Raw genomic sequence first — 13633 nt, forward strand, 5'->3', positions numbered from 1 at the left:
TATAAATCTTTAATTAATTTTACCACGAATAAGTGCATAGGAACAACTCAATGTGTTCGGTAGCATTTATTCCTAATTCTCTTAAACTGCTGCTTCCAAGATAAGGTATACCTTAATTCGGGTACTGCTCGACTTAAAAAGATGTTGCCTCGTGGGCCGGTTTCCTTACCTATACTAGTGGCGGTGAGATCCCGTAGAAATAAAACCATTGAAAATCAACGATTAATCTCTAAAAGAATGGAAAGTTTCAGAAATTCTCCAGCCTCTAAAGCGGCCATTTTTAGCTTCGTGTCTCTGCTTCTTATTGCCTTATTTATGCTTATCTGGCACACGGCTAATTTCTTTTTGTTGGTTTTTGGAGGTATTCTCTTCAGTGTTTTAGTTAGCTCTTTAGCTTATTTTCTGAGCCACAAAACGAAGATCCGGTATACTATTTCTCTGCTATTAGTGCTGGTGTTGTTAGTCGGTATACTAGGTGGTACTTTTTGGTTATTAGCGCCTACAGTGAGCGAGCAGGCAGAAGAATTATCGAAATCTTTACCCCAAGCCTTTCAGAACTTGAAAGAAAGCCTTTCCCAAACCAGTTGGGGCAAGCAACTACTGGCAGGAATGCCGCAGAAACCAGGTAAATTCCTGTCCTCTCATAAAGACATTCTCGGGCAGTTAACCGGTATTTTCTCTTCTACTTTGAGTGTTTTGGCGAATGTCGTTATCGTCCTCATTACGGGCATTTACCTGGCGGCTAATCCGGGGAGCTACAAAAAAGGGTTTGTGCAACTATTTACCCCTAGGTACCGCCATCGCTTGAGCCAGGTCTTAGATCAATGTTATGATACGTTAAGTAATTGGTTATTAAGCCGATTTATTTCCATGGTGGTAGTAGGAGTAGCTACCGGGGTTGGCCTGGCTCTTTTAGGTATTCCCCTGCCGATTGTGCTGGCCATTATCGCTGCTTTTCTGAATTTTATTCCCAACCTAGGACCTTATCTGGCTTTGATCCCGGCCTTGCCCTTAGCTTATTTACAAGGTTCGGATCAAGCCCTATATGTATTTCTATTATATATGTGCATTCAAACGATAGAAGGATACGTGCTGACGCCCATGCTGGACAAAAAACTGGTATCGATGCCTCCCGCTTTGCTCTTATTCGGCCAAGTATTATTAGGCATTCTGGTAGGAATTACCGGTATATTATTGGCTTCTCCGATCATTGCGGTGCTGCTGGTACTCATCAAAGAACTCTACATTAAAGATTATCTGGAAAAGCGAGCAGGCCCTGGAGAGGCATAAAATAGGAAAGGATCTTGCTCAGGGTAGGGGCACCATTCCATAATTGTTTTTATCTAAATAATTCTTGGATTGAGAACGCTCTTCCCTGTTACCCCGTAGAATAAAGATGTCTCTTTCAAAGTTTAATAGCAAGAAAAAAGCCTAACCGATTACCCGTTAGGCTTTTTATATTTTAATTTAAGAAGGTAAAAAGATGATTCTATCTTATTTTCTACAAGATATGACTGCACCCGCTGGGTTTAAACCGGAGGCCAGCTCCCTGGAAGAACACATCATTAATGCCGTTCAAGGATTAAAATTATTGGTGGAAACAGTAGGAGCAATCATCATTGGGATGGGAGTTTTAATCGCTCTGTATTATTTTATACGGGCTTTACTGCCGCCGAAAGTAGACAATTTTAATAAAATCCGGCTGGTGCTGGCTCGGTATCTGGCACTAGCCTTAGAATTTCAGTTAGGTGCGGATATTCTGTCCACGGCTATTGCTCCTTCCTGGGACCAGATAGGTAAATTGGGCGCCATTGCCGTGATTCGCACGGCCTTAAACTACTTTTTATCTTTGGAGATGAAAGAAGAACAAAGAGAGACGACAGGAATAAATAAGGGCCAAGCCCTGATCTCTGACCTGGAGAAAAAAAAAGCAGATCAAGCGGGTTAGTTATACGATGTTCTATTGAGAGCAACAGGCAGTCCATTCTGCTTATTATAATTGAACTTATAAGACTAAGTTAGTAAAGTAGGAGGGGAGATCTCCATCACTAGCAAATACACTTAATTACAAAGGTTTTAGTGTTTTTACTCAAAGTATCTCTCCAGCAACGTGCTCTCAGTCTGGTACTCTTGCGATAGGCTTTTGTATTGAATAATTTGATCCTCGGTAAACTTCTGCTTCCCCTCACCCGACTTCCCATTCCGAATAAAATTGTTATAAACCTTGTTAGGTTCGGGTTGCTCGCCGAATTTGGTTTCATGCTTTTTCATAAAATCGAAAGACGTTTTTTGCAGTACGCGTTCCATTAATGGTTCACTCATTTCTATTTCCAAAAACGTAGCAATCGTTTGAATAACTTGCTCTTTGTTGGTGATTACATCTTCATAATGCAGATAAAGGATGTTTAATTTAGCTTTATTCTCCAGCCAGTTTTTGTTGTATTCAAACCAATCACGCATCTTGCGATTAGCTAAATCAGAAAAATCGGATTGAGGATTATTGTAATCTAGGAGGTGCTGATGCAAGGAGGCGATGACATCTAACCCATCCCGCAAAACAAAGATGAATTTTCCTTTTTGAATACCACCAAGCATTTGGTAAGGGTCATGGGTTTTAATGATTCTTCGTTGGCCCACACTGGGCATGGGTTGGTTGAAATAAGCGGAGAAACGGCACCAGGGCGATACCTTATATAAATGCTCAAAATCCATGTTCCCATCAGTGGTCATTTGATAGAGCAGCATCTGCATTAAAGTGGTGCCTGATTTGGGATAAGTAACTACGTAAATATCAGTATCTCTCTCCCCAAAATCCTGTCTTAGTTTTTGCATCCGAGCGGTGATGAGCAGATGGTGAATCGTGGCGTGCGCCTTTTCAAGCGGATCCACCAGATCAATTAGTTCTTGATCGGAAAGCTGGTTATTATTCAGGTTTATTTGGCTCAGAGCGATGAGTAATTCTGAAGGTACCATGGCGAAGCTTTTAGGTGGACGCGCTACTATAAGCAAGTATGAAAGTAACCGGTAAAAGTACCAGAAATTAAGTTATAAATAACCTCATCCAGAAGGCGAGAAAACCAGTTTTACTGATAACGAGTAACATGTTAAATAGGGGGTGTTTTCTAGCTTTTTTCCTATTGAGAAGAAACAAGGGTTAGCCCTGTCCGTTGGAGCTCCCTTACCTTAGGCGAGTAGAGGCGAACCACTCCTGTTAGTGAAATTTAGTAATGAAAGGAAGCTAAGGGTGGGCATTCAAGTTCCTTCTGGCCGAATTCTGTTATACTTTTTGCTACACTTGTTTGGTTCCGTTCATGCCTGTCAACCCCACTTTTGTCAAGCCATCGGCTATCAGATGAGTTGTTTTATCTAATGAAATCCCTTCGACAAAATACATATCAACTTCGCCTTTGTTCTTTGCCAGGATTTTGCCTCGATAAAGGCAGACAAAAGCATCCTTTACAACTTCGTAGGTTTCCCCACTGATGTTCACATGGCCAGCTTCCCCGCTGCTTTCCATGCGGGAAGCAATGTTAACCGTATCACCCCAGACGTCATAGGCAAATTTTTTGACGCCCACAATGCCGGCCACTACAGGTCCGGTATGAATGCCGATACGTATTTCAAAGGCTTCTTTCCCTTCTTTGGTCCGCTCTTCGAATTGCTGCTGCATATAGTATTGAATTTCGAGGGCAGCTTTCAACACATCCATTGCATTAGTTCTATTAGCAACCGGCAGGCCACCCACGCACATATAACTGTCGCCAATCGTTTTTATTTTTTCTATGTTGTACTGAGAAATGATGTGGTCAAAAGCGCTAAAGCAGGTGTCAATTTCAGCCACCAGTTCTTTTGGCGACAGCTTTTCTGCCGTTTGCGTGAAGCCTTTGAAGTCGGTGAACATGACGGTTACCTGTTCGAACAACTTTGCCTCCGTATGTCCTTTTTCTTTGAGTTCTTCGGCTACTTCTGCTGGCAGGATATTGAGCAACAAGTCATCGCTGCGCCGCTTTTCGGTTTCCACGATGGCCTTTTGTTTTTCAATGATTCGCTTTTGTCGCTGGGTAACCCGGAAGCGGTTGAACATAAAACCCGCAAAAATGGTCAATAAACCCAAGCCACCATACAGGGCATAACGTTTGGTTTGTTCTTCCTGGAGTTGGGCTTTGGTTACCGCCTCCCTTTTTTCCTGCTCAGCCTTGGCTAATGCTTTTTGTTGGGCAAATTCAGCATCAAACTTTTCCACTTGGGCCGCTTTGCGGATTTCATCACCTCGTAATTGGTTGGTTAAACGAACATATTCTTGGTAATGTTGGAGCGCTTCCAGGCCATTGCCGCTAGCCGAGTCAACCTGAGAAGCCAAGCGTTCTGCTTGGCTAATGGGCTCCAGGGCGTATTGCTTACGTAGCAGCTGCAGCGCCTGGTGACTGTACTGCTTGGCCGAAGCATGATTTTTCTGCTGGAGACGAGCCCGTGCCACCCCCCAATACGCTGATGCCAGGCCATATTCATCCTTTAGTTCTGCTACAATTTTTGCGGCCTGTAAGTAATAGTCAGTAGCTTTGGCAAAGTCTCGCTTCGCCTGGTAAACCTCACCCAACCCACCCAGCACGTAAGCGATAGAAAGCCGGGTATTCGGGAGATTCTTTTGTTTTTTATATCCTTCTAAGCTCTTTTCATAATAATGGACCGATTGGGTATAATCCTTGGCATCCTTGTAAACCTGTCCCATCCATTTATAAACGCCCGGGACTCTCTGCTTTAAATCTTTTTTAGCTTCGCCCAAGGCAATGACCTTGTGGTAAGTCTCGATGGTTTTGGGAATGTTGTTTTGTTTGTAATAAAAGCCGCCCAGCGCCGCTAGGCCATTATACAAACTAGCGGTGTCTTTCAACGCATATAAAATGGGTAAAGCTGTTTGATAGTTTTGCAGCGCCTGGGTGGCTTCCTTGTTGTCCCGGTAAATATCCGCCAATTGCAAATGGCACCAGGCCATACCTTTTTTATAGTTCATCTTTTTGGCAGTGGCAAGACCGGTTTGAAGTGCCCCTAATGCCTTGGGAAAATTGCCGATAGACAGATAAAAAGAGGCGAGATCACGATACGTACTCACGATGCCAGCAGTATCTTTTGCCTGCCGGTCATTGACGAGGCTCAATTGCATATAAGAAAGAAAGCTGGTAGTGTCGTTTTTGTAAAGCTTATAATAGGCTAGTCTCCACTGTTGTTCGGCCATGCCTTTCTTGTCAGCTATTTCGGTATGCAATTCTAGCAAACGCTGGGTATGATTCAATGTGAGGTCCGGGTTCATTTTACCATTTTCCGTGAGAAGAGAATCTAATCGCTGGTAAGCTTGAATTTCTTGTAGTACGATGGGCCTTCTTTTGTTTTTGTCGGTCGTTCTTTTCAGGAGCTTATTGGTAAGTTGGATAGCCGTTTCCGAATGGAAAAGTTTTTCTTGCTCCTTACCCGCACGGGCTAGAGCCAGGTGCAACCGCAAACGGGTGGTATCCTCCTTTGCTTTTTGCAAGGCTGTTTTCAGCAACTGAACGACGGGATCCTGACAAAGCGAAGTCAGTGATGCAAAGACAAAGACTGTCAAGAGTAAAAACATCTTTTTCATAAACCGCCGATATTGGAAAGTCCGTACTAGTGTAGGAAGGTACAAAAAATTATCCGATAGTCTTTGAGGTATTGTGTGTAGCTTGGCTGGAGCAGTGGTTTTGCGCGGCTATGACCTATCTCTATTGTGTGTGCCCAGCAGGGCACGGGTATATTTATCTTCGTCTCGAAATGGCTGGTCCAAGTGTCTTGTAAAACTATCGATTTTCTGAAATTATAGTTAGTTGTTTTACATATTCTTACTTATAAGCCAGCTATATTTTCTTGCGAACTTCCTTTGAACTATTTCGGATCATTACATTACTATCAGAATTCGGCCTTGGAGGCAACCTGGTGAAAGGAATGCCTCTAGTTTGCCCATTTTATAACAATTTTTAACCCGGGTTCTGTAACTTTGATTTATACCGTAATACTTTATTCAGACTGGGTTTGAAGATGGGTGAAAATTCTTCTTTCCGCCCCATTCCTTCAGACAAGATTATTGCTTATGAAATTGCTCTCTACTCAACTTTTCCTTTTTCTGCAAAGTAAGCCGGACCGACGCAACTTAAGGCTTTTAGGTAAATTTCTGGGAATGTTATTGGGATTGGTGTTAGTTTTCACCCTCCTTTTTCACCTACTCATGCTGCGAGAAGGAAAGACTTACTCCTGGATTACCGGATTCTACTGGACCCTGACGGTGATGTCTACCTTAGGCTTTGGCGATATCACTTTTCATAGCGACGCGGGACGTTTCTTTTCCATAGTCGTGCTTTTATCGGGGATGGTGTTCCTGCTAATTCTGTTTCCGTTTACCTTCATCAATTTCTTCTATTCGCCCTGGATGAAGGCACAGGAACACGCCCGAGTTCCCCGCCAACTTTCCGCCCAAACCAGCGGTCATGTGGTGCTGACTCGTTATGGCCCGGTAACCGAAGCGCTGATTAAAAAATTAAATCAGTTTAAATACCCTTATGTGGTGTTAGTGCCAGATTTGTTAGAAGGCCTGCGCCTACATGAATTAGGAGTAAAGGTTATGTTAGGTGACTTGGATGATCCGGAAACCTATCAAAAGGTACAGGTGAAAAAAGCTGCTTTAGTAGCCACGACGGCCACCGATGTCATCAATACCAATGTGGTTTTTACCGTGCGAGGAATAAGCGGACAAGTGCCTCTTATTGCCACTAGCAGTTTAGAAGCCTCAGAAGATATCTTAAATTTAGCCGGCAGCAACCATGTTCTACGTTTAGGGGAGATGATGGGTCTGTTCCTGGCGCGGCGAGCCAGTGGTGGCGATGCCTGCTCGCACGTTATTGGCGAATTTGGCAAACTGCAGATTGCCGAAGCAGCTGTAGCGGGTACGCCTTTAGTGGGCCGCACCTTACAAGAGACGAAGCTGCGGCAGCAGGTAGGAGTTAGCGTCGTAGGCATTTGGGAACGGGGTACTTTTAAAGCAGCCCAACCCGACACGCGTTTGAATCCTAGCACCGTCCTGGTGCTGGCTGGCTCGGAGGAGCAACTAAAAAAGTACAACCACCTTTATGGAATTGACAAGCCAATGAACCAGCCAGTGATTATCATTGGGGGTGGTCGGGTCGGGCGAGCTACCGGGCGGGCTTTAGAAGCCCGTAAGTTGGATTGGCGTTTAGTAGAGAAAGCGCCAGAAAGAATAAAGGAGGATGCCCGGTACGTTCTGGGTGATGCGGCCGAACTGGAAATTCTCCAGCAAGCCGGCATCGAAGTAGCCCCCTGTGTGATAATCACCACGCACGATGATGATACGAATGTGTATCTGACTATCTATTGCCGGTTGCTGCGGCCTGATATTCAAATTATTACCCGCTCTACTCTGGAACGTAATTTAGCCACGATTCATCGGGCCGGAGCGGATTTTGTCATGTCTTACTCTTCCATGGGGGCGAATACTATTTTTAATCTGCTTAACCGCAGTGATATCTTAATGGTGGCCGAAGGATTGAATCTTTTGCAGGTAAAGGTGCCGGAGCCCTTAGAAGGTAAAACGTTGGCAGAATCGGCCATCCGGCAGCAAACCGGCTGTACCTTGATTGCCATTCGGCAAGGGGAGGAGTTGCAGATTAATCCGGAGCCAAATCGGGTACTTCCCACTGGCGCGGAGATTATTCTGATTGGCACGGTGGAAGCGGAAAATAAATTTTTTAACCTATACGGAGTAGTGTAGAGTATTCCAGCAGAGAAAAGCAAAAACTTATTAAACTACCTCTCCGAAAAAAGTAATTATTAATAAAAAAAGATAGTATATTTAACTAAGTGAGAGTGCTAACTAAACTTTTAGATGATGACCCGATCCAAGTTAGAAGTCTTCCTGCCTTTATTGATGCTTTTCTTTCTAGTGGTATTCCTAATTTGGAACCTTTCTTTTCAGCAGCGGCTCTTAAAGGGTAAGAAAACCTATTCACCTCCACTCACCCGAATCAATCAATCTTTCCAGATACTGCTAGGGCTGGCGGCTCTTATTGTCGGTTTATATGCCTTTTTACCTGAATTTTATATTTTGTTAATCCCTTTGGATTCACTGGATAAACCCTTGATTAATAATGTGGGAGGTTTTATTTTGCGGGTGGCTATCTTCTGGCTACTTTCCTCCATGCTGCACACCTCTTTTCTATTTCAGAAACTACCGGATAAACAAAAAATAACGCTGGAAGTTTATGTTTATGCCCAAAAAACCGTTTTAATCAGCGTTGTGTTGTTATTAGTAGGCCTAGCTGTTACTATCTCCAGTCTGGGAGCTTTTCTGCTTTGTCTGATAGGATTATATTTTTACTATCGATTTTATTACCAAGCCGAAAATGTCTCCTGACTTAAAAGCAATGAGGCTTACCGATCTGCTGCTTCATGCGTCTATTAAATCGATAGAAGATATACCTCCTTACTTTATTACTAAGTCGGATTTGGTTCGTCTCAGGTCCAGGTATTGCATTACCGGCGAGGCCAGAATACCATGAACCAGTACGGAGATAAGTACAATAAAACCAGCGATACTCCAAAGCTCTTGTTTGGCTGGGAAAACTGCCTGCGTTAAAGCAAAAGATAAATAATAGAAGGAACCAATCCCGCGGATACCAAAAAAGCTAATAGCTACCTTCTCCCGAAAGGTAATCTTTTGCGTTACTAGGGTTAAGTAACTAAACAAGGGCCGGATTACAAATACAAACAGCAACCCTATCACAATCCCAGGTAAAGTTAAAGCATCCAATAACCCGGTGGCAATGCTGCCACCCAATAAAAGTAGCACCACCACTAAGAATAAACGCTCCATCTGGTCGGTAAAATCATGTAGTTCCCGATGTAATTTGTGCGTTCGCTCCTGGCGGCTTAGAGTTAATCCTGTCACAAACACTGCAATAAAGCCGTACCCATGCACGATTTCGGTTAATCCGTATACCAGCAAAGTAGCTGATACGGCGACAAAGCCATCTTTCGTTTCCGGAAAGTTAAGCTTTTCGGGCAGTACAAAGGCCAAATGAGCCAGAAAGCGGCCCATCAGGTAGCCAATTCCGGTACCCACTACAATTTTATATAGCAAATCTCTTCCTAGCCAGGACCAAAACCAATCTTCCCCGGTTTGGGCGGCTAATGCCAGGGCAATGGCCAGCCAGGTAAAAGGAAAAGCCATCCCATCATTCATGCCGGCCTCGGCGGTCAGAGAAAAGCGGACGTGATCTTCTTTTTCGGTACTGGGAGGTCCCACCTGCACTTCCGAAGCCAGAACCGGATCAGTAGGGGCCATCACCGCCCCTAGCAACAGAGCCGAGGCCGGAGCCAAGCCTAAAACCCACCACCCCAACAAAGCCAAGGCACTTATACAAAAAAGCATAGTAACGAAAACCAGCAAAAAAGGAATTTTCCAGTTTTTCCAGCTAAAGGATCGGTTTATTTTAATACCAGTACCCATCAGCGTAATAATTACACCTATTTCGGTCAAACGAACGGTTAGAATTTCGTTTTCCAGAGGATTGGGATTGGGAAGTGGTAAAGAGAACTGGTATAAAATAAAGCCCAGGGCTACGAAAAGGATGCTGTAGGAAACAGGAAGCTTTTCCAACCAATTAGGTAACCAAGCCATGGTTAAGGCAGCCAAACCAATAATGGTAATAATAAGTATATAGGGATCCATGACTTACTACCGAATTACAACTTAAACTATTAGTTAACGAGAATTTACCAATACTCCGATTAGGGAAATGAGTTGTATTGCAATTTTTGATATCTAATATTTAAGGTCTAGTCACCTGATATAAGTTGACGGAATTAGTCTCGCTAAACGCCCTAATCGAGAGATTGAAAAAAATTACTATAAATTGGTGTTAAGGTTTTAAAAACGGTCTCTTTTGATCATCTCACGAAACTACTTTCTTTTTAAAAGATGAGACGGATTAAATGAGAATTCAATTGCTTACCTTAAAGCTACAATAGCCTAAAGGGATCATTTAACGAGAATAGTACCTATGCCTTATGGCTTCCATGAACATAAACACCGGTATGCTGTGTGTACGGCAGCCCGAGCGGTTCAACGTTCTTTTGTTACTACTTTTAACATAAGTCGTGCCTTAGAGACTAACTCCCTGCCGCAATTCTGGAGAGCTTGTGTTTCGCTCAACCAAGAAGAATTTGATAAACAACAAGAGCAGTGGTGTCACCAGATCATGCAAGCCTTGGGCAATCTAGGTGTTCCTACTAGTTATAGGAGAGCGGCCAAAATAGTGGCTATTTACTTAAAAAACGCCATCATTTTGCCAGGAATAGGGGAGGAGCCGCTAGCTACCATTATTCATCCACTCATTGAAAATATCTTATTACAATCCCTTGCCCAGGTAAAAGGGTTGCATCATCTTAGAACAATTCGCTGGACCCAGCTAGATGCACTGGCATACTGGAATCTAGTTGGGGACATTCGACAGCAGGTACGCCGCTTTGACTAGACCTTGGAAGCTCCTTGGCAGCCTATTCAAGAAGAAGGGATTAAAGAAATACCATCAGAATAATAGGCTGCTTGGCCCGTACAGGCTTTTTCCGTAAAACAATTCAGGAAAATAGCCCTTGAAGCTTGCCGTGACAGGTAAGCTTTCTGCTCCTTATTCAAGTCGCTTGACGACATGATCATAATCATCAGCGCAGAGATTTAAGGCAATCCTATGATTCGGGAAAGACTTTTGTATATCGGTTCTTAATTCAATTAAGGAAGATAAATCAGCATTACTTTTTACACAGTCACATATGAAAGAAATTTCATAATCATTCTGTACTTTCTTGACCTGAGCATTTTTTTGGCAGTCTCGTCAAAGAAGAAGGTACTAGTTAGGGCATCGGCAAGTTGATCTACTTCCGCTTCTGAAATATTGTACCGCTTATAAGTAATCTCATGTTGTCGGAGTCCATAAGTTTTAGTTTCGACTCCTATATTCATTACCGTATCCAATAAGAATAAAGCCAGTATAGTTATTCCGGTTCCCACCAAGCTGATAACGAAGGTTCTTCCTATCTTATAAACTGGGCCACCAGTATAGATATGGGAATTTATAAGCTGGCTTTGATAATGTTGTACCAGATATAAAGCTGTGAGGGTGTAACTTAACGGAATAACAAATCTAGGAATCTTGTCCAGAGTAGGGATCAGATACAATGCGCCAAAAATTAGCATACTAACGAGGATAGAATAGATCCAGGTTGTTTTAGCTTTGCCAGGTTCATTAAATGCTTTGTAATTAGCCGCAATTAAATAACCTGCTACTAAAAGTCCTCCGAGCAATGTTCCAAGCCCAATGGCTCTTGCTGGGTAAATGCTGTTTTCCGGGGGCAGGATGTCAGATTGTTCCATGATTGTTTTGAAGGTTGCATATAACTACTTTGATCTATTTGAAAGGGAAAGTGTATGCCTAACAATAACAAGATAAATGATTCTGATCAATTATAATGGCGGATTTTTATTAAATAATCTTCTGAAATCTTGGTAGAAGTGTTGCTCATAATTAATGAATTAAGATTTATAACAGGGTATTGTTATTTTGTAATTATTCAATTTTTAGAGGACTTTAGAAACAACCATTGTACAATGGTGGTCAGCAAGACTACTTACTTCCATTCCAGAAGCGACTCTTCAAGGTTTAACCTTGATCTTTTCGCTCCATCGTTTAATTTGTCGCCTATTCATTCCTTGGGTAACCAGGGCAATGGGATGTTCACTGAAGTATTTACTATTACTGGTTAGTTTTAACTTTCCCGTATCCTTCGTCCAGAACTGTACCGGTACATAGGCCAGGCGACTTTTACGATCAGCTTTGTCGTAATCCGTGAAAGCTTCTTTTTCTAAAGTATAATAGACACAAAACCGCAGGTGCGGACCCGAGACATACTTCTCTCCCCCAACGATGCCAATGGGTTGACCGGCTTCAATGAACTGCCCTGCTTTAACAAAGATGTTTTGGTCCTTTAACACTTGATAGCGGGCAAAGCTGCAGTCTTGGTGGTAAATTTCTATGTAATTATCGGCAGTGGCCAAGGTATAACCCGTTTTTTCTAGGTTGGCATCATCTTTTACTTCCACCACGGTACCACTTCTGGCCGCATAGACCGTGTCTCCCGCTTGCATCTTGATGGAAATAGCGTACCAATCTTGGGGTGCCGGTTCGTTCATGTACCTTTTCAGAAAATAGTCCATCTCCTGGGATTGCACTTCCTTGCCCGGAGCTACGGGTAATAGATAAGTATAATCCATATTTACTTTGGGGTTTACGCATCCCTTCACGTACCGGTAGGTGTAGCGAAAGGTAGCGGGAGAAGCGGGGTCCATTTTGGTTAAGGTAAAAAGGGATTTAGCTCCTGGTTGCACGTCCTGCACAAAAGGTAAGCGAAAATTAGCTCTTAAATTCTGTAGATTCGAAAAGTTTACTTCCAGTATGTAGTTGCAGTATCCCCGGTTATCACTGGTAAATTTATAATTGCCTTTCGCATCGGCTTCATATTTTACCTCCACCAGCTTTTGGGCAGAGCAATGGAAGTGGTAAAAGAAAAAACAGCAAGCAATAAAGGTCAGAGATTTCATGGATGTACGATAAACTTGGGACTTTATCTTTTGATTATACATCCAATCACCAGGCAAATTGTTACCAGTGATTTAGTGGTATTTAGCAATTATTTGCTGAAAAACAACTTAAATCTTAGTTGTAATGCTATATAATATCTCAATAACTACTTTTATCCTATGTTTGCCTTGATGCTTATATTAGGATCAAAAGAGAAGAAAGGAAGGATAAAGATTCCTGGTGTTATTAGGTCTTGAAGAACCCGTTTAACATGAGAATCCCCTTCCTTTTCCTATGGTTACTTTGAACAGTTTCATAAGGCCTTAGAGCTTGCCTCAAGATAGAGAAAGCTGCCATCATCTACTCTTCTTACTTGTTTAGTTTCTTATTTATTAAACGCTTCCAGCTATGATCCCACCCGCAAAACTAAAAGTTGTAGGTATTGATGTAAGTAAAGTTTCCTTGGTAATTTGCTACCTGGCAGAGGAAAAGGTACGACACGTAAAAAAAGAAAACAACCCAGCTGGTTTTAAGCAGTTACTTAAACAGTGCGGCACAGAGAGCCTGTATGTAATGGAAGCAAAACCCCAGATACACGGCATCAGGTCGGTAGGTTTGGGATCTACTACTTGCATTTAGCTTATTATTTATTTGAGCAAGGTGCCATCATAAATCTCAGGAGGCTATTTATTTGCTGCTTTATTGTTCGAGAAAACTGTATTTGATATTTGCTGGGTGTAATTTTCCTCTTCTACAAATAAACTTGTACGAAAATCCACCAAGAAATTGCGAAATAATCTATCTACTTCAAGGCGTTGTTGTGTTATTCTCTTAATTTTCTGTTTGATTGTAACAAGTAAGGTTTCAAAAATCCACCTAAGCTTGTCTTCTGGCATTTAAAACCGGAGTAATTAAATAAATTGATAAAGTATTCCATATGCCGAAAACAAAATAATTAAGACCCAAACAAC

11 protein-coding genes are annotated in these 13633 nt (G+C 42.5%); 6 read left to right on the forward strand and 5 right to left on the reverse strand.

Annotated features, from left to right (window positions below; translation table 11 throughout):
• Positions 1–237: 237 nt before the first annotated feature.
• Positions 238–1290, forward strand: a complete 1053-nt coding sequence (locus HUW48_RS03220) for an AI-2E family transporter (RefSeq protein WP_182414301.1) — start codon at positions 238–240, stop codon at positions 1288–1290.
• A gap of 220 nt (positions 1291–1510) precedes the next feature.
• Positions 1511–1948: a DUF1622 domain-containing protein gene (locus HUW48_RS03225; protein WP_182414302.1), complete on the forward strand. Its 438-nt coding sequence runs from the start codon at positions 1511–1513 to the stop codon at positions 1946–1948.
• Positions 1949–2085: 137 nt separating this feature from the next.
• Here HUW48_RS03225 and HUW48_RS03230 read toward each other — a convergent pair whose 3' ends face one another.
• Complete coding sequence (locus HUW48_RS03230; protein ID WP_182414303.1) at positions 2086–2832, reverse strand: sulfotransferase domain-containing protein; 747 nt, start codon at positions 2830–2832, stop codon at positions 2086–2088.
• Positions 2833–3289: 457 nt separating this feature from the next.
• Entirely contained in the window at positions 3290–5620 is a 2331-nt protein-coding gene (locus tag HUW48_RS03235) for an adenylate/guanylate cyclase domain-containing protein (protein ID WP_182414304.1), read from the reverse strand.
• 486 nt (positions 5621–6106) lie between these two features.
• Between HUW48_RS03235 and HUW48_RS03240 the strand changes: the two genes are divergently transcribed.
• Positions 6107–7798: a potassium channel family protein gene (locus HUW48_RS03240; RefSeq protein WP_182414305.1), complete on the forward strand. Its 1692-nt coding sequence runs from the start codon at positions 6107–6109 to the stop codon at positions 7796–7798.
• 114 nt (positions 7799–7912) lie between these two features.
• The gene (locus HUW48_RS03245; RefSeq protein WP_182414306.1) at positions 7913–8440 is read left to right on the forward strand and encodes a hypothetical protein; all 528 of its coding nucleotides are present in this window, start codon (positions 7913–7915) and stop codon (positions 8438–8440) included.
• Between the two features lie 69 nt (positions 8441–8509).
• Here HUW48_RS03245 and HUW48_RS03250 read toward each other — a convergent pair whose 3' ends face one another.
• The gene (locus HUW48_RS03250; RefSeq protein ID WP_182414307.1) at positions 8510–9757 is read right to left on the reverse strand and encodes a cation:proton antiporter; all 1248 of its coding nucleotides are present in this window, start codon (positions 9755–9757) and stop codon (positions 8510–8512) included.
• A gap of 331 nt (positions 9758–10088) precedes the next feature.
• On the opposite strand from HUW48_RS03250, the gene HUW48_RS03255 reads away from it, so the two are divergent.
• Positions 10089–10562 (forward strand): hypothetical protein, encoded by a 474-nt coding sequence (locus tag HUW48_RS03255; protein WP_182414308.1) that lies wholly within the window; start codon positions 10089–10091, stop codon positions 10560–10562.
• Positions 10563–10843: 281 nt separating this feature from the next.
• On the opposite strand, the gene HUW48_RS03260 is transcribed toward HUW48_RS03255, so the two are convergent.
• Both HUW48_RS03260 and HUW48_RS03265 read right to left on the reverse strand, forming a co-directional pair.
• Positions 10844–11458 (reverse strand): hypothetical protein, encoded by a 615-nt coding sequence (locus HUW48_RS03260; protein WP_182414309.1) that lies wholly within the window; start codon positions 11456–11458, stop codon positions 10844–10846.
• 279 nt (positions 11459–11737) lie between these two features.
• Complete coding sequence (locus HUW48_RS03265; protein ID WP_182414310.1) at positions 11738–12682, reverse strand: M23 family metallopeptidase; 945 nt, start codon at positions 12680–12682, stop codon at positions 11738–11740.
• Positions 12683–13070: 388 nt separating this feature from the next.
• Between HUW48_RS03265 and HUW48_RS03270 the strand changes: the two genes are divergently transcribed.
• A complete protein-coding gene (locus tag HUW48_RS03270; RefSeq protein ID WP_182414311.1) occupies positions 13071–13301 on the forward strand; it encodes a hypothetical protein in 231 nt (76 codons plus the stop codon).
• Positions 13302–13633 lie beyond the last annotated feature (332 nt).

This window comes from Adhaeribacter radiodurans, from assembly GCF_014075995.1.
Lineage (GTDB): Bacteria > Bacteroidota > Bacteroidia > Cytophagales > Hymenobacteraceae > Adhaeribacter > Adhaeribacter radiodurans.

Excerpts from the sequence above, each read along its gene's own strand:
- HUW48_RS03240 (WP_182414305.1), top strand. The coding sequence starts at position 6,107 with ATGAAATTGCTCTCTACTCAACTTTTCCTTTTTCTGCAAAGTAAGCCG.
- HUW48_RS03265 (WP_182414310.1), bottom strand. The coding sequence starts at position 12,682 with ATGAAATCTCTGACCTTTATTGCTTGCTGTTTTTTCTTTTACCACTTC.
- HUW48_RS03260 (WP_182414309.1), bottom strand. The coding sequence starts at position 11,458 with ATGGAACAATCTGACATCCTGCCCCCGGAAAACAGCATTTACCCAGCA.
- HUW48_RS03250 (WP_182414307.1), bottom strand. The coding sequence starts at position 9,757 with ATGGATCCCTATATACTTATTATTACCATTATTGGTTTGGCTGCCTTA.
- HUW48_RS03230 (WP_182414303.1), bottom strand. The coding sequence starts at position 2,832 with ATGCAAAAACTAAGACAGGATTTTGGGGAGAGAGATACTGATATTTAC.
- HUW48_RS03220 (WP_182414301.1), top strand. The coding sequence starts at position 238 with ATGGAAAGTTTCAGAAATTCTCCAGCCTCTAAAGCGGCCATTTTTAGC.
- HUW48_RS03235 (WP_182414304.1), bottom strand. The coding sequence starts at position 5,620 with ATGAAAAAGATGTTTTTACTCTTGACAGTCTTTGTCTTTGCATCACTG.
- HUW48_RS03255 (WP_182414308.1), top strand. The coding sequence starts at position 10,089 with ATGCCTTATGGCTTCCATGAACATAAACACCGGTATGCTGTGTGTACG.
- HUW48_RS03225 (WP_182414302.1), top strand. The coding sequence starts at position 1,511 with ATGACTGCACCCGCTGGGTTTAAACCGGAGGCCAGCTCCCTGGAAGAA.
- HUW48_RS03270 (WP_182414311.1), top strand. The coding sequence starts at position 13,071 with ATGATCCCACCCGCAAAACTAAAAGTTGTAGGTATTGATGTAAGTAAA.
- HUW48_RS03245 (WP_182414306.1), top strand. The coding sequence starts at position 7,913 with ATGATGACCCGATCCAAGTTAGAAGTCTTCCTGCCTTTATTGATGCTT.